General features: G+C 46.3%; 17 protein-coding genes. All 17 read left to right on the forward strand.

All coding sequences use genetic code 11. The features are described 5' to 3' along the window. Positions 1 to 141 precede the first annotated feature (141 nt). Entirely contained in the window at positions 142 to 693 is a 552-nt protein-coding gene (lepB, locus tag ACQCVH_RS05720) for a signal peptidase I (RefSeq protein ID WP_426834824.1), read from the forward strand. 32 nt (positions 694 to 725) lie between these two features. Next, a complete protein-coding gene (gene ylqF, locus ACQCVH_RS05725; protein ID WP_426834825.1) occupies positions 726 to 1598 on the forward strand; it encodes a ribosome biogenesis GTPase YlqF in 873 nt (290 codons plus the stop codon). A gap of 164 nt (positions 1599 to 1762) precedes the next feature. Beyond that, positions 1763 to 2530, forward strand: a complete 768-nt coding sequence (locus ACQCVH_RS05730) for a ribonuclease HII (RefSeq protein ID WP_426834826.1) — start codon at positions 1763 to 1765, stop codon at positions 2528 to 2530. 12 nt (positions 2531 to 2542) lie between these two features. Further along, a complete protein-coding gene (locus ACQCVH_RS05735) occupies positions 2543 to 4423 on the forward strand; it encodes a hypothetical protein (RefSeq protein WP_426834827.1) in 1881 nt (626 codons plus the stop codon). Beyond that, positions 4420 to 4719: an EscU/YscU/HrcU family type III secretion system export apparatus switch protein gene (locus tag ACQCVH_RS05740; protein WP_426834828.1), complete on the forward strand. Its 300-nt coding sequence runs from the start codon at positions 4420 to 4422 to the stop codon at positions 4717 to 4719. The genes ACQCVH_RS05735 and ACQCVH_RS05740 overlap by 4 nt, the downstream gene beginning before the upstream one ends. Positions 4720 to 5044: 325 nt before the next feature. Further along, positions 5045 to 6205 (forward strand): ADP-forming succinate--CoA ligase subunit beta, encoded by a 1161-nt coding sequence (sucC, locus tag ACQCVH_RS05745; RefSeq protein WP_009795918.1) that lies wholly within the window; start codon positions 5045 to 5047, stop codon positions 6203 to 6205. A gap of 16 nt (positions 6206 to 6221) precedes the next feature. Further along, positions 6222 to 7124, forward strand: coding sequence for a succinate--CoA ligase subunit alpha (gene sucD, locus ACQCVH_RS05750; RefSeq protein ID WP_224903421.1), 903 nt, complete (start codon positions 6222 to 6224; stop codon positions 7122 to 7124). A gap of 98 nt (positions 7125 to 7222) precedes the next feature. Then, the gene (gene dprA, locus ACQCVH_RS05755) at positions 7223 to 8053 is read left to right on the forward strand and encodes a DNA-processing protein DprA (protein WP_426834829.1); all 831 of its coding nucleotides are present in this window, start codon (positions 7223 to 7225) and stop codon (positions 8051 to 8053) included. A gap of 455 nt (positions 8054 to 8508) precedes the next feature. Next, on the forward strand, positions 8509 to 10584 hold the full coding sequence (topA, locus tag ACQCVH_RS05760) for a type I DNA topoisomerase (protein ID WP_426834830.1): 2076 nt from the start codon (positions 8509 to 8511) through the stop codon (positions 10582 to 10584). A 230-nt stretch (positions 10585 to 10814) separates the two neighbouring features. Continuing rightward, complete coding sequence (gene trmFO, locus ACQCVH_RS05765) at positions 10815 to 12122, forward strand: FADH(2)-oxidizing methylenetetrahydrofolate--tRNA-(uracil(54)-C(5))-methyltransferase TrmFO (RefSeq protein ID WP_257990607.1); 1308 nt, start codon at positions 10815 to 10817, stop codon at positions 12120 to 12122. Between the two features lie 62 nt (positions 12123 to 12184). After that, positions 12185 to 13087 carry a tyrosine recombinase XerC gene (gene xerC / locus ACQCVH_RS05770; RefSeq protein WP_426834831.1) on the forward strand — a complete coding sequence of 301 codons (903 nt, stop codon included), beginning with the start codon at positions 12185 to 12187 and terminating at the stop codon, positions 13085 to 13087. Between the two features lie 22 nt (positions 13088 to 13109). Then, entirely contained in the window at positions 13110 to 13652 is a 543-nt protein-coding gene (gene hslV / locus ACQCVH_RS05775; protein WP_009795911.1) for an ATP-dependent protease subunit HslV, read from the forward strand. A 111-nt stretch (positions 13653 to 13763) separates the two neighbouring features. Then, complete coding sequence (gene hslU / locus ACQCVH_RS05780) at positions 13764 to 15170, forward strand: ATP-dependent protease ATPase subunit HslU (RefSeq protein WP_009795910.1); 1407 nt, start codon at positions 13764 to 13766, stop codon at positions 15168 to 15170. A gap of 116 nt (positions 15171 to 15286) precedes the next feature. Continuing rightward, positions 15287 to 16066: a GTP-sensing pleiotropic transcriptional regulator CodY gene (gene codY / locus ACQCVH_RS05785; protein WP_148975396.1), complete on the forward strand. Its 780-nt coding sequence runs from the start codon at positions 15287 to 15289 to the stop codon at positions 16064 to 16066. Positions 16067 to 16611: 545 nt separating this feature from the next. Beyond that, positions 16612 to 17001, forward strand: coding sequence for a flagellar basal body rod protein FlgB (flgB, locus tag ACQCVH_RS05790; RefSeq protein WP_426834832.1), 390 nt, complete (start codon positions 16612 to 16614; stop codon positions 16999 to 17001). Between the two features lie 2 nt (positions 17002 to 17003). Beyond that, entirely contained in the window at positions 17004 to 17462 is a 459-nt protein-coding gene (gene flgC / locus ACQCVH_RS05795) for a flagellar basal body rod protein FlgC (RefSeq protein ID WP_426834833.1), read from the forward strand. A gap of 12 nt (positions 17463 to 17474) precedes the next feature. Then, positions 17475 to 17783 (forward strand): flagellar hook-basal body complex protein FliE, encoded by a 309-nt coding sequence (gene fliE / locus ACQCVH_RS05800; RefSeq protein ID WP_426834834.1) that lies wholly within the window; start codon positions 17475 to 17477, stop codon positions 17781 to 17783. Positions 17784 to 17845 lie beyond the last annotated feature (62 nt).

A 17845-nucleotide genomic window follows, 5' to 3' on the forward strand; every position in this document is an offset into this window, starting at 1 on the left:
GCAGAAAATAGGCCAATACTAGGAATTATACATCCCATCGTGTTTAGTGCAGTGAAATAATGTAAATGTAAAGAATGAACCATGCAGATTATCAGCAGGACGCTGGATTATATTTTTTAGCAGAGATTGGTGGGAACTAACATGGGAAAGAGCAAAAGTGAATTCTGGGAATGGACAAAGGCGCTGATCATCGCTGTGCTCCTTGCGGCCGTCATCCGCTATTTCTTATTCGCCCCGATCGTGGTGGATGGACTGTCGATGATGCCGACGCTGCACGATACGGACAGGATGATCGTGAATAAGTTCTCGTATAAGCTTGGTGAACCAAAGAGATTTGACATCATCGTCTTCCGCGCCCCGGAAAATAAGGATTACATAAAAAGGGTAATCGGCCTGCCGGGTGACAGGATCGAATACAAAGATGATATTTTATACGTAAACGGCGAAGCGGTCGAGGAGCCTTATCTGGATGAATACAAGAAAGAGGTCATCGACGGGCCGCTGACAGAGCCTTTTACACTTGAAGATAAGATCGGGCAGGAGACCGTGCCTGAGGGCCATCTCTTCGTAATGGGCGATAACCGGCGCTACAGCAAGGACAGCCGCCATATCGGCACCATCCCGATGGAAAAGGTGCTTGGGGACACAAATATCATCTATTGGCCCCTTGAGGACTTCCGCATCGTAAAATAACAATTATTCTTAGTCAGGAAAGGGTGGCAGCCTTGACAATACAATGGTTTCCAGGGCATATGGCAAAAGCCCGCAGGCAGGTCACAGAAAAACTGAAGCTTGTTGATATAATCTTTGAGCTTGTCGACGCGCGCCTGCCGCAGTCTTCAAGAAATCCGATGATCGACGAAATCATCCAGCATAAACCAAGGCTTGTGCTCCTCAATAAGGCTGATATGGCTGATAAAGAAGCCACCAGGGCCTGGATCCGCTATTTTAGCGATAGAGGGATCAAAGCGCTGGCCATCAACTCACAGGCAGGGTCCGGCATGAAGGATATCTCCTCTGCAGCACAGGAAATATTGAAGGAAAAGTTTGACCGGATGAGAGCTAAAGGTGTAAAGCCAAGGGCAATCAGGGGAATGATTGTTGGAATCCCGAATGTCGGCAAATCAACGCTCATCAACCGCCTTGCAAAGAAAAATATTGCCAAAACAGGCAATATGCCCGGGGTGACAAAAGCACAGCAGTGGATTAAAGCTGGCAAGGAAATGGAACTCCTGGATACACCGGGGATTTTATGGCCGAAATTTGAAGATCAGGAAGTGGGCCTCAAGCTGGCTCTTTCAGGTGCGATAAAAGATACGATATTAAATCTTCATGACATCGCCATTTATGCACTGAAGTTTCTTGAAAAACACTATCCTGAAAGACTGCTGGAAAGATACAGCCTTGAAGAATTCCCGGAGGAAGCGGTAGAAGCCTTCGATAAAATCGGAAGGCTTCGGGGCTGCTTAATGGGCGGGGGCGAAGTCGATTATGATAAAGTCGCAGAGCTGATCATCCGGGAAATCAGGACAGAGAAGCTTGGCCCTTTATCATTCGAACATCCATCAGATTTTACAGACGGCGGACCGGCTGAATAAATCGCCTATTTTTGTCCGCAATACTGTTTTAAAAATGTTAAAATAAAATAGCAGCAATGAATAAAGGCCTCTGCATGGGGCCTTTATTTTTTGATATATATCCGGAAGGGCCCTGGCATGGCGACTGGCCCTTCCTTCTACATAACGGCATAAGGGTGGATGGAATGAAACAGCTTACAATCAGTGAAATCAGCGAGAAGCTGAAGGACCTGAAAGACAACAAAGACCCATTCTTGGGAGAGCTTAAATCGGATGAACGCAAAGGGGTACAGCAGCTGCTCGCGAGATGGGACAGACAAAGGGCCGAGGAGGCCAGGCTTTACGGCCGGTACCAGGAAATGACTGTATACGAACGAAGGCTGAAGAAAAGCGGATGGACAATCATCGCAGGTACGGATGAAGCTGGCAGAGGGCCGCTGGCCGGCCCTGTTATCGCAGCAGCAGTCATATTGCCGGAAGGTTTCTATCTTCCGGGCCTTGATGACTCCAAGAAGCTGTCTGAAGCAAAGAGGGAAGAGTTTTATAAAGAAATCATGTCCGGCGCCGCTGCTGTCGGAGTGGGCCGGATCGGGGCGGGGGAAATCGACCGGATTAACATTCTTCAAGCTTCCAGGAAAGCAATGCTTCTGGCCTTGGCAGATATGGGCAGCACACCGGATTATTTATTGACAGATGCGGTCGATCTGGATGTCCCCTATCCTGCAGAGGCAGTCATAAAAGGCGACAGTAAAAGTGTGACGATCGCTGCCGCATCTGTTATAGCCAAGGTAACGAGGGACCGGTATATGAAGGAACTTGACGAACTGTATCCTCACTACGGCTTCGGCCGGAATATGGGCTACGGCACCCGGCAGCATCTTGAGGCAATTGAAAAGCACGGGATCGTCAATGAGCATCGAAAAAGCTTTGCCCCGATCAAGGGCATGTATTAGAGGTGAAGAGGAATGGATCCGCTGAATATTGTCGGTTCAATACTGCAGAACAGAAACAGCGGCGGTCCTAAGCCGCTTGCCTTGAACCCCGGGCAAATTGTAAGCGCAAAGGTCATCAAGCTTCATCCCAATCAGACAGCAGAGGTCTTAATTGGAGGGCAGAAGGTGATAGCGCAGCTTGAAACAGCATTGTCTGTAAATGAGCGGTACTGGCTGCAGGTCCTGCCGGGGGATGGGGCTCCGCGGCTGAAGCTTCTACCTGGTGCTGAAGCACAAAAGGGAATGAACGCTGAAGAAGTATTGCTTAATAAGCTGGCAATTGCAGCCGCCAAGACGAATATTGATTTGGTCTCTTTTTTGGTAAAAGAGCAGCTGCCGATTACAAAAGAGGGCTTGTCCGCGATTGCAGAATGGCTCGGCGGCAGCCGTCCTTCAGAGAATCAGCTTGAAGCAATCAAGCAGGCCCTGGCAAGACAGCTGCCGGTTTCAGGCAAGGTTTTGGATTCTTTGATGGCTGCACAGGGGGGGAAGCCCATCCAAGCCCTTCTCACAGAGCTTGTGGACCTGCTGGAACAGCCTGGTATTAGCACTTCAGGAAAAGCGCTTCTCCATATAGCAGCAGACCTTGGTGCTTCATTGAAGATGAAGCGGGGGGAAGAATCACTCGCCTTCTTAGTGAAAGAATGGCTGGGCAGCCAGGACGGGAAGCGGGCCGAAGGGGCAAGGCACCTGCTGGAGGCAGCCGGCGCCCTGCCAAAAGGGCTGAAGGAGCCTGACCTTCTTCAGCGGATTCTTCTAGCCGGCGGACAGGCTGGCAGGCCGGCAGGCTCCCTGGAAGACCTCTTTAAGGCTTTTGCCGGCAGATTGAAGGGGAATATGCCTTTATCCTTTACGGGGGCAGGAGAGGGGACGGAGGGGGCGAAAACTGCACAGAATGTCTCATTATCAAATTCGAATGGAGAAAACCAGCCTGCAGGCCGCCCTGCTCCAGCTTCTCTGCAGCCGGAACAAACTGCGGGAGCATGGAAGGAACAGCTTTTTTCCGCGCTTGCCAGCAGAGGCATGAAGCCGGCAGAAGCCATTCAGCTTCTGCGGATTTTGCATCCGCAAATGCCTGAACTTGAAAAGGTGTCCGAAAACATCAGGCTATTATCTGAAGGGAACCCAGAAGAGCAAGGAGATCAGAGTATGGACGCCAGGCAGGCGCTGCTGGGCGAAATCTCGGCAAAAACAGCCGCGGCTGCCGGAGCCGGGGACGGACTGCTGCAATCAAGGCTAACGCACATACTTAAAAGCCTTGGCTATTCCCATGATCATGCAGTGCTCAGCTTCCTGTCGGGCGGGGATGAAAGCGGCTTAAAGAATGAAACACTTAAAATGATGCTTTTGCAGTTCCTGGAGGAAGGTCCTTCCATCCAGCACAAAGAGGCAGCAGAACAGCTGCTGAATAAATTGACAGGAAACCAGCTATTGGCTCAAGAAACAGGGCCGCTGCAGCAGTATATATTCCAGCTGCCTGTCCCGCTGTGGAACAGGACAGCGGAAATGACCATGCAGTGGAGCGGAAGGAAGCTGTCTGATGGGCAGATCGATCCTGCCTATTGCCGAGTCATTTTCTACCTGGACTTAGACCATTTAAAGGAAACGGCAGTCGATGTACAGGTCCAGAACAGGATCGTGCAGATAAAGGTCTTTAACGGGGACAGCCGGATCAGGGAATGGGCAGCCCCTTTTATAGGCGGTCTGAAAGAAGGGCTGGAAGGCCTGGATTACCGGCTTTCTTCGGTAGTCTTTGAAGAAAGCGGCGGGATCCATGCGAATTCGAAAGGTCCGGCTCAATACCGGCCATTGTCCGATTCAGGGAAATACAGCGGAGTTGATATTAAGATATGAAACAGAATGACCGGAACATCAGGAAGGAAGCGGTCGCCCTATCTTATAAAGAAGGGCATGATGCCCCGAAGATTACGGCAAAGGGCAAAGGGCTGACAGCCGAGAATATCCTTGAAAAAGCGAAAGAGCATAATATTCCCATCCAGGAAGATCCGTCGCTGGTCGAATTGCTGGGAAAGCTGAACATAAATGAAAATATCCCTGAGGAGCTGTACCAGGCAGTGGCCGAAATTTTCGCCTTTGTTTATAAAGCTGACCGCCGGGCAGGAGAGCACAGCAGGGGACAGGGATCATAGCCTGTCCTCCCCGTTTTGGGCAGTTAAAGTCATCCTGTGGGAAGAGCGCTTTTCAAAGTCCAATATTTTCTCTTAGAGAGCGGCGGTAAAGACCGGACCAGAGCGGTGAATGATCATCATTTCTTAAATATATTTCTATGCTGCAAAAATAATTTATTAATCCAAAATATGAAAACGCTTTAATTTACAGGGATTTTTATAGATACAAATTTTCAAATTTTTAAAGAAATATAATATTTTAGTCATAATTGTAGACAAGGTTGGACTCATTTTATAAAATGAAAGCGCAGTCTATTTTTTGAAGAGTTTGATAGGAGGATGGGAAATGAATATTCATGAGTACCAGGGAAAAGAAGTCCTCAGAAAATACGGGGTAACGGTTCCGAATGGAAAGGTCGCTTTTACAGTAGAAGAAGCAGTAGAAGCAGCCAAAGAACTTGGCACAGAGGTAGTTGTAGTTAAAGCGCAGATCCATGCCGGCGGACGCGGAAAAGCGGGCGGCGTCAAGGTTGCGAAAAACCTCGATGAAGTACGTACATATGCATCTGAAATCCTGGGGAAAACATTGGTCACGCACCAGACAGGCCCTGAAGGGAAAGAAGTAAAGCGCCTCCTTATTGAAGAAGGCTGTGATATCCAGAAAGAATATTATGTCGGCCTTGTGCTTGACCGTGCAACTTCCCGCGTAGTGCTGATGGCATCTGAAGAAGGCGGCACAGAAATCGAAGAAGTTGCTGAAAAAACACCAGAAAAGATTTTCAAGGAAGAAATCGATCCGGTCATCGGCCTGACAGCTTTCCAGGCGCGCCGCATCGCTTTCAATATCAATATTCCGGGCAAGCTTGTCAACCAGGCAGCAAAGTTCATGCTCGCGCTTTATAATGCTTATATTGAGAAGGACTGCTCTATTGCAGAAATCAATCCGCTTGTTGTCACTGGCGACGGTAAGGTAATGGCGCTTGATGCAAAATTGAATTTCGATTCAAATGCGCTTTACCGCCAAAAAGATATTCTTGAGTACCGCGATTTGGAAGAAGAAGATCCAAAAGAAATCGAAGCTTCAAAGTATGACCTCAGCTACATTTCCCTTGATGGAAACATCGGATGCATGGTCAACGGTGCAGGCCTGGCAATGGCGACGATGGATATTGTCAAGCATTACGGCGGCGACCCTGCCAACTTCCTTGATGTTGGGGGCGGTGCAACAGCAGAGAAAGTAACGGAAGCATTCAAAATCATCCTTTCTGATCCGAATGTAAAAGGAATCTTTGTCAACATCTTCGGCGGCATCATGAAATGCGATGTTATTGCAGAAGGCGTTGTTGAGGCTGCAAAGCAGGTTGGCCTGAAAGTGCCGCTTGTTGTACGCCTTGAAGGCACGAACGTAGACCTTGGCAAAAAGATTCTCGCAGAATCCGATATTGATATTATCGCAGCGGATTCCATGAGTGACGGGGCAGAAAAAATCGTTTCACTAGTAGGTTAAGAAAGGGGAATTTGACGTGAGTGTATTCATTAATAAAGATACAAAAGTAATAGTTCAAGGGATTACAGGTTCAACTGCCCTTTTCCATACAAAGCAGATGCTGGAATACGGCACACAAATCGTCGGGGGCACAACTCCAGGCAAGGGCGGCATGGAAGTGGAAGGAGTACCTGTATTCAATACAGTTCAGGAAGCTGTTAAAGAAACAGGTGCTACTGCCTCTGTTATTTATGTTCCTGCTGCTTTTGCTGCAGATGCCATCCTTGAGGCGGTTGATGCAGAGCTTGACCTGGCCATCTGTATTACAGAGCATATTCCTGTTCTTGATATGGTTAAAGTGAAGCGTTATATGGAAGGCAAGAAGACCCGCCTGGTCGGCCCTAACTGCCCTGGCGTCATTACGCCTGATGAGTGCAAAATCGGGATCATGCCAGGATATATCCATACAAAAGGGCATGTTGGCGTAGTGTCCCGCTCCGGTACACTGACTTATGAAGCTGTTCATCAGCTTACACAGGCTGGAATCGGCCAGTCCACTGCAGTAGGCATCGGCGGAGACCCGGTCAACGGAACAAACTTCATCGATGTTTTAAAAGCATTCAATGAAGATCCGGAAACAAAAGCGGTCATCATGATCGGTGAAATCGGCGGAACGGCTGAAGAAGAAGCGGCTGAATGGGTAAAAGCTAATATGACGAAGCCTGTAGTCGGCTTTATCGGTGGCCGTACAGCACCTCCAGGGAAGCGTATGGGCCATGCCGGCGCCATCATCTCAGGAGGAAAAGGAACTGCTGATGAAAAAATCCGTGTTATGAACGAATGCGGAATCCAGGTTGCTGACACTCCGTCCGTAATGGGTGAAACCCTGATTAAGGTCCTGAAAGAAAAAGGCCTTTACGACGAATGCAAAACGCACTAAACCTATAGATTAGTTTTTTCGGTCCCCTTGCTTCAAGGGGACTATTTCTCCTTCTTCTAACTCCCCACCCAATAAAAATCCTATCAGGAGGTCCCCAAATGGACGAATTCAAGCTTAAATTTATCTCCCTCCACCACACAAGTTCCTGGAGCAGCATTTATCATTACCTAAAGAAAGATCCCCACATGAAAACCCCTCTTTCAGCAGACCATAAACTTCTATTCCCGAATAAAAGCAGCCTGGAGAAAACGGTAGAGAGAATCAGACAATACGAGAAAAATGGGATTCACTCTATCACCATATTTGACCCGGAATATCCCCCGCTTCTTAAGGAAATTTATCAGCCTCCCTGGGTCATATATGCAAAAGGTGACATCCGCTTTTTGCATATAGATCCAAAGCTTGCTGTCGTGGGCTCCAGGCAGATAACAGGATACGGAAGAAGCGCTATCAAAAAAGTTTTTCCAGGGCTGATGGAAAAGGGCGTGCTCGTCGTAAGCGGACTGGCAGCCGGAGTGGATGCCGAGGCGCATGAAGCAGCTATTTCTCTCGGTGGCCGGACAATCGGTGTCATTGCTGGCGGCCTTCACCATATTTACCCAAAATCCAATGAACAGCTGGCCAAAAGGATGATGGAGGATCAGCTTGTCATTTCTGAATATCCGCCTGATGTGAGGCCGGACAGATGGCAGTTCCCAATGAGGAACAGAATCATCAGCGGGCTTTCACAAGGGACCTTTATAATAGAAGCAAAAAGCAAGAGCGGCTCGCTGATTACGGCAAACTATGCCGTCAATGAGGGAAGGGATGTGTTTGCCTTGCCGGGAAGCATATTCAGCCCTGCTTCCGCAGGCACGAATGAATTGATTCAGCAGGGAGCAAAGCTGATTGCGAATGCAAGTGAAATCCTTGAAGAAATGAATTTTTAAGAAAAAAGCCGTTTTCTTGAACAAAGAATTTCTTAGAAAAAGGCATAAAAGTATGCTTTTGAATTGTATAATTCATCACAGTCCATTTTCGATGAAAAAGTCTGAAATTAGAAAATTTATGTCAAAAAGGTTGAAATTATTTAAAATCTGTTATACATTGTGCAACAGACGCAATGCAAAGGCTGCGAAACAGGTTGAAACCGTTTGCGTGTCCCGCCAGTCATATTTGGCATTCAATATGCTGCTTTCAGAGATTTGACAACCAATGGCAGCATGGACAATAATAATGGAATATTTCGCCCCTGCAGGATTGCAGGATAAAAAATATATAAAAAAGAAATCTGCAGCTGCTGAGCTTCTGCAGAATATCAGTCAAAAAATAAAATAATTCCAGCGCCGCCCGTACACAAAAGACAGCAGGCGGCCAATCTTATCCCTCTTAAGGAGGATGTTTAATGGCAGATTATTTAGTAATCGTAGAGTCGCCGGCGAAGGCGAAGACAATTGAAAGATACCTGGGAAAAAAATATAAAGTAAGAGCATCCATGGGGCATATAAGGGATCTCCCGAAAAGCCAGATGGGCGTAGATGTTGAAAACCGTTTTGAACCAAAATACATCACCATACGCGGCAAGGGCCCTGTATTAAAAGAGCTTAAAACAGCTGCAAAGAAAGCCAAGAAAATCTATCTCGCGGCTGACCCGGATCGCGAAGGGGAAGCCATTGCCTGGCATTTGGCGCACAGCCTGGACATGGATGTCCATTCTGACTGCCGTGTGGTTTTCAATGAAATCACAAAGGATGCCATCAAAGAATCTTTTAAAACTCCGCGGCCGATAAATATGGATCTGGTGGATGCCCAGCAGGCGCGCAGGATCCTGGACAGGCTCGTAGGCTATAATATAAGCCCGTTATTATGGAAGAAAGTGAAAAAAGGATTGAGCGCCGGAAGGGTTCAGTCAGTGGCAGTCCGGCTGATCATTGACCGGGAAAAGGAAATCAAAGAATTTGTCCCGGAAGAATACTGGTCGATTGATGGTGAATTCCTGAAAGGAAAGTCCGTGTTCGAAGCGTCCTTCTACAGTGCGCAGGGAAAGAAGACGGATTTGAAATCAGAGCAGGATGTAAAAGAGATCCTTGGTATGATGAAGGGGAACAAGTTCACTGTTGCCTCCGTCTCGAAAAAGGAACGGAAACGGAATCCGGCTGCTCCCTTCACAACATCTTCCCTTCAGCAGGAGGCAGCCAGGAAATTAAACTTCAGGGCCAAGAAGACGATGATGCTTGCCCAGCAGCTGTACGAAGGTATTGACCTTGGATCAGAAGGGACAGTCGGTCTCATCACCTATATGAGGACAGACTCGACCCGGATATCTGAAATCGCACAAACCGAAGCGGCAGGATACATCACAGAGTCTTATGGCAAGGATTATCTTCCTGGGGAGAAGAAAAAAGAAACGAAGAAATCCAATGCACAGGATGCGCACGAAGCCATCAGGCCGACAAGCACCCTGCGCGAGCCGGCAAGTCTTAAAGAGTTTTTATCAAGGGACCAGCTCCGCCTGTATAAACTGATATGGGAAAGATTTGTGGCAAGCCAGATGGCATCAGCAATCATGGATACAATGAGCGTGGACTTGAAGAACGGGGAAGTTGTCTTCCGGGCAACCGGTTCTAAAGTGAAATTCCCGGGTTTTATGAAAGTCTACGTCGAAGGCAGCGACGACCAGGCTGAGGAAAAGGATAAAATGCTTCCGGATTTGAAGGAAGGCGACGAGGTCTTAAAGAAGGATATCGAGCCGAAGCAGCATTTCACTCAGCCGCCGCCGCGCTATACAGAGGCAAGGCTCGTCAAGACGCTTGAGGAGCTCGGAATTGGAAGGCCATCAACCTTTGCCCCGACATTGGACACGATCCAGAAGCGCGGCTATGTAGCGCTTGATAATAAACGCTTCATTCCTACAGAACTGGGAGAAATAGTCCTGGAACTGATCCTGGAGTTTTTCCCGGAAATACTGGATGTTGAGTTTACAGCCAAGATGGAGCAGGATCTGGATGACGTTGAAGATGGCAAAGAGAATTGGAAAAGCATTATAGAAGAATTTTATAAAGACTTCGAAAAGCATCTCGCCATAGCTGAAAAAGAGATGCAGGAAGTTGAAATCAAGGATGAGCCGGCAGGAGAAGATTGTGAAAAATGCGGCCACGAAATGGTCTTTAAAATGGGCCGCTACGGCAAATTTATGGCTTGCTCCAATTTCCCTGAGTGCAGGAACACAAAAGCGATTGTGAAAGAAATCGGTGTGAAATGCCCGAACTGCAAGGAAGGGAATATAATAGAAAGAAAAAGCAAAAAACGCCGCATCTTCTATGGCTGCGACCGGTTCCCGGAATGCGAATTCATCTCATGGGATAAGCCGCTTGCCAGACAGTGTCCGAAATGCGATAATGTCCTGGTTGAGAAAAAGCTTAAAAAAGGCGTACAGGTTCAATGCATCGAATGTGACTATAAGGAAGAAAAGCAAGGCTAAGGGTGGGCTTTATGCTCACTCTTTTCTGTTTTGCTGAAAAATGCGGCAGTGTAAGCCTTGAAACTTTTTTATTTTTCATACGTATTGTACAATGCAGATTGGATATGAATGAATGCCGTCCATTTTGGGAAGAAAATTAAAGATTGGACAGGCCTGTGAAAGAGATAAGAAATCCAGCTGGATCAATAAACCAGTTTAACTATTCATAAGAATACCTGGAGGTTCGTAAAATGAAAGAAGCAGTAATCAATGTTATCGGTGCAGGGCTCGCCGGAAGTGAAGCAGCCTGGCAGATCGCCAAAAGGGGAATAAAGGTAAATTTGTATGAAATGAGGCCTGTAAAACAGACCCCGGCCCACCATACTGATAAATTTGCCGAGCTTGTCTGCAGCAATTCACTGCGGGCCAATAATCTGACAAACGCAGTCGGCGTGCTGAAAGAGGAAATGAGGATGCTTGACTCTGTTATCATCCAGTCTGCTGATGCATGTGCTGTACCGGCTGGGGGAGCCTTGGCTGTCGACCGCCATGAGTTTGCCGGCAGGGTGACAGAGCAGGTCAGAAACCATCCTAATGTAACTGTAATGAATGAAGAGGTGACCGAAATTCCAGAGGGGATCACTGTCATTGCAACCGGTCCTCTGACGAGTGAATCATTGTCCAAGCAGCTGAAGGAGCTGACAGGCGAAGATCATTTATATTTTTATGATGCAGCAGCGCCGATCATTGAAAAAGACAGCATCAACATGGAAAAGGCATATCTTAAATCAAGATATGATAAAGGGGAAGCAGCTTATATCAACTGCCCGATGACGGAAGAAGAATTTGAAACATTCTATAACGCCCTCATCAGTGCTGAGACGGTTCCATTGAAAGAATTCGAAAAGGAAATTTTCTTTGAAGGATGCATGCCGATCGAGGTTATGGCAAACAGGGGAAAGAAAACCATGCTGTTTGGTCCGATGAAGCCTGTAGGCCTGGAAGACCCGCGGACAGGCAAGCGCCCATATGCAGTTGTCCAGCTGAGGCAGGATGATGCGGCAGGAACTCTTTATAATATAGTAGGTTTCCAAACGCATCTGAAATGGGGCCCTCAAAAGGAAGTGCTGAGGCTGATACCGGGATTGGAAGAAGCAGAGATTGTACGCTATGGCGTCATGCACCGCAACACTTTCATCAACTCGCCGAAAGTGCTGGAGGCAACTTACCAATTCAGGAACCGTGAAGGCCTGTTCTTTGCCGGGCAGATGACAGGTGTGGAAGGATATGTAGAATCAGCAGCAAGCGGCCTGATCGCAGGCATTAACGCAGCGAGGCTGGCAGAGGGCAAAGAACTCCTGGAATTCCCTCATGAAACGGCCATCGGCAGCATGGCAAGATATATCACGACAACGAACTCTAAAAACTTCCAGCCGATGAATGCCAATTTCGGCCTGTTCCCTGAACTGCCGGTTAAGATCAAAGGCAAACAGGAGCGCAATGAGCAGCATGCCAACAGAGCACTGGAAACAATTCAGAACTTTGTGAAAAATATGTAAATTTTATTGCACGAGCTATTAAATTGTGATACTATTTAGTAGCTCTTGTGAGGTGAATCATTTTGAGCCCAAATGTGAACGATTCGTTACAATCATTTATTGAATATTTACAAATAGAAAGAAATTATTCACAATATACTATTGAACACTACCAGCATGATATTAAAGAATTTTTCTTGTTCATGTCTGAACAAGCCATTCAATCAGTTAATGATGTTGAATATTTTGATGTCAGGCTTTATTTGACCAAGTTATACGACCAAAAGCTTTCCAGGAAATCGGCAGCCCGCAAAATATCCAGTCTCAGGAGCTTCTATAGGTTTCTGGCAAGAGAGAAACTGGCAAATGACAATCCTTTTTCTGCCGTTTCGCTCCCGAAGCTGGAAAAAAGGCTGCCTGAATTTTTTTATGAAGAAGAGCTGAACTGCCTTTTTGAAAGCTGTGAAACAGATAGCCCCCTTGGCAAAAGGAATAAGGCTCTCCTGGAACTGCTGTATGCCACAGGCATGCGAGTCAGTGAATGCAGCCAGATCTGCCTGAAGGACATCGATATGGCTTTATCGACTGTGCTTGTGCACGGGAAGGGGCAGAAGGACAGATATATCCCTTTCGGAAGCTTCGCGCAGGATGCTCTGGAGCTATACATAACTGAAGGCAGGAAAGAACTTTTAACAGGCAGGGAAAGCCACGACAGACTATTTGTCAATTTCCGGGGCGGTCCCCTGACACCGAGGGGCATCCGGGAAATATTAAATAAAATGATCCAGAAATCTTCTTTGGAAGGCACTATTCACCCGCACATGCTTCGGCACTCCTTTGCTACGCACCTTTTGTCAAACGGTGCTGATATGAGGACTGTACAGGAGCTCCTGGGGCATGCCTTCCTTTCATCCACCCAGGTATATACACATGTTACAAATGAATATTTGCGCAAGACCTATTTGAACACCCACCCGCGGGCATAAGCTCCAAAAGGAGGAATAATCAATGTCTCAATTTCATGCTACAACTATTTTTGCCGTACAGCATAACGGGAAGTGCGCCATGGCAGGGGATGGCCAGGTCACATTCGGAAATGCCGTCGTCATGAAGCATACAGCAAGAAAAGTCAGGAAATTGTTCAACGGAAAAGTGATCGCAGGCTTCGCAGGATCGGTTGCGGATGCATTCACCCTGTTCGAGTTGTTTGAAAGCAGGCTTGAGGAGTATAATGGCAACCTGCAGAGGGCGGCCGTTGAGCTTGCGAAAGAGTGGAGAAGCGATAAGGTCCTGAGAAAGCTTGAAGCCATGCTTATCGTCATGAACGAATCCGATCTTCTTCTCATTTCCGGTACAGGGGAAGTGATTGAACCTGATGACGGGATATTGGCAATCGGTTCAGGCGGCAATTATGCGCTGGCTGCTGGAAGGTCCCTGAAAAAATATGCGGGGGAACACCTGACAGCAAAGGAAATCGCCAGGTCATCGCTTGAGGTGGCAGCTGAAATCTGTGTATATACGAACGAAAATATAATAGTGGAAGAGCTGTAGAAGGCTGCTCTCCTGCAGCGGATATTCAGTCCGCGGGACAGGCGCCTGAAATTTGAGGCTGACGCCACAGGCTTGATTGTCTTGGCCGGCTAATAAAAAGGAGTGCTGAATATGAGCTTAAGTACTAATTTAACACCCAGACAAATTGTTGAACGGCTTGACCAATATATCATTGGACAGAAAGATGCAAAGAAAGCAGTGGCAGTTGCTTTAAGGAACCGCTACCGCCGCGGCCTGCTCGAGGAAGCTATCCGCGATGAAATCAGCCCGAAAAATATCCTTATGATCGGCCCCACCGGTGTAGGGAAGACGGAAATTGCCCGCAGGATGGCTAAGCTTGTCGGTGCTCCGTTTGTAAAGGTCGAAGCCACGAAATTTACAGAGGTCGGCTATGTCGGCCGTGATGTAGAGTCAATGGTGCGTGATCTGGTGGAGACATCGGTCCGCCTTGTGAAGGAAGAAAAAATGCAAAGCGTGAAAGAGAGGGCAGAAGAGAATGCGAACCGCCGTATTGTAGATATGCTCGTCCCTTCAGGCAAAAAAGCTGCTTCCTACAAAAATCCGCTGGAAATGCTGTTTGGCGGCGGAGGCGGCCAGCAGGATCAGGAAAATGAACCAGCGGAGGATTACAGCCTTACAGAAAAACGGAAGATCGCCAGGGAAAAACTCGCTATGGGCGAGCTTGAAAATGAATTGATTACCGTCGAGGTAGAAGAGCAGCAGCCGTCCATGTTTGATATGCTTCAAGGCTCCGGGATGGAGCAGATGGGCATGAATATGCAGGATGCGCTGAGCGGACTTATGCCAAAGAAAAGGAAGAAGCGCAAGCTGACTGTCCGGGAAGCGCGTAAAGTCCTTTCAAATGAAGAAGCCCAGAAGCTTATCGATATGGATGAAGTGACCCAGGAGGCTGTCTTCAGGGCAGAGCAGAGCGGCATCATTTTCATTGACGAAATTGATAAGATCGCCAGCAAATCAAGCGGGGGATCAAATGCCGATGTATCAAGGGAAGGCGTACAGCGTGATATCCTTCCTATTGTTGAAGGCTCAACGGTCGTTACGAAATACGGCTCTGTCAAAACAGATCATGTCCTTTTCATGGCAGCAGGGGCATTCCATATCGCCAAGCCGTCTGACTTGATCCCGGAGCTTCAGGGAAGGTTCCCGATCCGGGTAGAGCTCACAAAGCTGACAGTAGAAGATTTTTATAAAATCCTGGTTGAGCCTGATAATGCCCTGACAAAACAATATACTGCATTATTGGAAACAGAAGGTATACAAATTGAATTTTCTGACGATGCTATTCGTAGAATCGCTGAAGTGGCATACGAGGTTAATCAGAATACAGACAACATCGGCGCAAGAAGACTTCATACAATCCTTGAGAAGCTGCTTGAGGATCTGTCTTTCGAAGCACCGGAAATTTCAATGGGCAAGGTGACCATCACCCCTCAATATGTTGAGGAGAAACTTGGTGCCATCTCCCGCAATAAAGACTTGAGCCAGTTTATCTTATAGTTTTAACAAAAAGGTGTTAGGGTACAACAAACACATACGTACCAATGCCACTTAGGGATGAACACAGGTTGTATCATTTAATAAGCAGTGTGTCACAGCCAATAGGAGGAAGAACAATGGATTTATTAACGAAAACAAGAAAAATTAATGCAATGCTGCAGAAAGCTGCCGGAAAACCGGTAAACTTCAAAGAAATGTCCGAGACGCTTAGTGAAGTGATCGAAGCGAATATCTTTGTGGTAAGCCGCCGCGGAAAGCTGCTTGGCTTTGCAGTAAACCAGCAGATCGAAAATGAGCGCATGAAAAAAATGCTTGAAGACCGTCAATTCCCTGAAGAATACACCAAGAGCCTGTTCAACATCCAGGAAACGTCTTCAAATCTTGATGTAGAAAGCGATTATACTGCATTCCCTGTTGAAAACAAGGAGCTGTTCAAGAACGGTCTGACAACGATCGTACCAATCATCGGGGGCGGAGAGCGCCTAGGTACGCTGATCCTGGCAAGGCTTCAGGAGCAGTTCCATGACGATGATCTGATTCTTGGCGAATACGGTGCGACAGTTGTCGGTATGGAAATCCTGCGTGAAAAAGCGGAGGAGATCGAAGAAGAGGCACGCAGCAAGGCTGTTGTACAAATGGCTATCAGCTCCCTTTCATACAGCGAGCTGGAAGCGATCGAGCATATCTTTGAAGAGCTTAACGGCAAAGAAGGCCTGCTTGTTGCTTCAAAAATTGCCGACAGAGTCGGAATTACGCGGTCTGTCATCGTAAACGCATTAAGAAAGCTGGAAAGTGCAGGAGTTATTGAATCGCGTTCACTTGGCATGAAGGGAACATATATTAAAGTCCTGAACGATAAATTCCTCGTTGAACTGGAAAAACTGAAAACAAGCTAAACTAAAAGAATCCGCACACGTGCGGGTTCTTTTTTTTTGGGACTACTAAGAAAGGGAAAGAAAAAAGGCCGCAGGATGGGGGAAATGATCACCACCTGTGCTCAGTTATGATAAAAGCGTTTAAGCGGGTTCTTACGGAGGTATTTCAAATGTGTCTATTTTTTTACAAGAAAATACAAGAACTAACAAGAAATTAGCAGAAATTCCATTTACAAACCAAAATTATTACCGTATATTTTTCTTTGTGTGTTTTTTATTGTGTAAAAAGGGATGGGAAAAATAACCTAGTTAAAAGAGGGTTGGTGGATTGTATACATAATTTTTTTAGTGGTTCAATTATTTATTAGCATTAAATAGGGAATTTCATCATCTCATATACCTTTAATTAAAATAGGACAAATGTAGTATTAATTTTTCTTTAAGTACATAGACATATTATTTCAAATTCATTACAATAGTGATTAGATTATAAAAAACGTCCAGATTCATCAAAAATCAACATTTTTTAACAATAGAATCAAATGTATGTCGGGGAGTTGAGAATTTTGAGTTTGTTTTCGGGTACGATCGGTACACTAGAAAGTGCAGTAAATTATTCTGCTGTTAAGCAGAAAGCTATATCGCAAAATATTGCGAATGTAGATACTCCAAACTACAAGGCGAAAAATGTAAGTTTTAAAGCTGAGCTAGATAACGAGTTAGGGAAGATTGCCACGAAAAAAACAGATTACAGGCACTTCGATTTAACTGGAGAAGGCCAAAACGGCATTCAGATCAGACAAATGGCAACATCCTTTAATCATAATGGGAATAATGTAGACCTGGATAAAGAAATGACAGAACTTGCAGAAAACCAAATCTATTACAATGCTATTGTCGAAAGGCTAAACGGAAAATTCTCAAGCTTACAAAATGTTATTAGAGGAGGCAAATAGATATGGGGATGTTCCATAGCATGAATGTAACTGCTTCAGCATTGACTGCACAAAGACTTAGAATGGATGTTATTGCATCCAATATGGCAAATGCTGATTCAACCCGCGGGAAGATAGTAGATGGGCAATGGCAGCCCTACCGCCGGAAGGAAGTCGTGATGCAGCAGCAGGGCCAGACATTCTCCTCGATGTTTCAGACGGCAGTCAATAATCGGTCAGCCGGCAGTACAGGGAGCGGAGTTAAGGTATCAAGGATTATCGAGGATGAAACTCCATTTAAAATGGTTTATGACCCGGAACATCCAGATGCAAATGAAGAGGGCTATGTACAGTTGCCGAATGTAGATCCTTTGAAAGAAATGGTGGACCTGGTTAGTTCTACTAGATCTTATGAAGCAAACGTCACAGTTTTGAATGCTTCTAAATCAATGCTGATGAAGGCATTGGAAATTGGTAAATAAGGGGCGGAATAAATGAACGGAATTAGTTTTCAGCCAGTAAGCAATATTTTTCAGCAGGGCGGCATCAAAGAAACTGCTCTAACAACTCCAGCAGATTCACAAAAAAGTTTTGCGAATTTCTTAAAAGCTTCCATCAATGAAGTCAATAGTGCCCAGCAAGAGTCTGACCTGATGACACAAAAGCTGGCAAAAGGTGAAAAGGTTGAGCTTCATGACGTTATGATCACTTCGCAAAAGGCAAGCATTACAATGCAGGCTGCAATGGAAGTAAGAAATAAAGTGATCGAAGCTTATCAAGAAACAATGAGAATGCAAGTATAAGGGTGTTAACAATAAGAGATTAAAAAGCTACTAAGAATGGAAGTTAGCGGATTAATCCTGCC

The sequence above is a fragment of the Bacillus infantis genome (genome assembly GCF_050107595.1).
Lineage (GTDB): Bacteria > Bacillota > Bacilli > Bacillales > Cytobacillaceae > Bacillus_AB > Bacillus_AB infantis_C.

What these genes read in the sequence shown, in the direction of transcription:
- lepB (WP_426834824.1), top strand. Translation starts at nt 142, where the DNA reads ATGGGAAAGAGCAAAAGTGAATTCTGGGAATGGACAAAGGCGCTGATC.
- ACQCVH_RS05730 (WP_426834826.1), top strand. Translation starts at nt 1,763, where the DNA reads ATGAAACAGCTTACAATCAGTGAAATCAGCGAGAAGCTGAAGGACCTG.
- ACQCVH_RS05735 (WP_426834827.1), top strand. Translation starts at nt 2,543, where the DNA reads ATGGATCCGCTGAATATTGTCGGTTCAATACTGCAGAACAGAAACAGC.
- ACQCVH_RS05740 (WP_426834828.1), top strand. Translation starts at nt 4,420, where the DNA reads ATGAAACAGAATGACCGGAACATCAGGAAGGAAGCGGTCGCCCTATCT.
- sucC (WP_009795918.1), top strand. Translation starts at nt 5,045, where the DNA reads ATGAATATTCATGAGTACCAGGGAAAAGAAGTCCTCAGAAAATACGGG.
- dprA (WP_426834829.1), top strand. Translation starts at nt 7,223, where the DNA reads ATGGACGAATTCAAGCTTAAATTTATCTCCCTCCACCACACAAGTTCC.
- topA (WP_426834830.1), top strand. Translation starts at nt 8,509, where the DNA reads ATGGCAGATTATTTAGTAATCGTAGAGTCGCCGGCGAAGGCGAAGACA.
- trmFO (WP_257990607.1), top strand. Translation starts at nt 10,815, where the DNA reads ATGAAAGAAGCAGTAATCAATGTTATCGGTGCAGGGCTCGCCGGAAGT.
- hslV (WP_009795911.1), top strand. Translation starts at nt 13,110, where the DNA reads ATGTCTCAATTTCATGCTACAACTATTTTTGCCGTACAGCATAACGGG.
- hslU (WP_009795910.1), top strand. Translation starts at nt 13,764, where the DNA reads ATGAGCTTAAGTACTAATTTAACACCCAGACAAATTGTTGAACGGCTT.
- codY (WP_148975396.1), top strand. Translation starts at nt 15,287, where the DNA reads ATGGATTTATTAACGAAAACAAGAAAAATTAATGCAATGCTGCAGAAA.
- flgC (WP_426834833.1), top strand. Translation starts at nt 17,004, where the DNA reads ATGGGGATGTTCCATAGCATGAATGTAACTGCTTCAGCATTGACTGCA.
- fliE (WP_426834834.1), top strand. Translation starts at nt 17,475, where the DNA reads ATGAACGGAATTAGTTTTCAGCCAGTAAGCAATATTTTTCAGCAGGGC.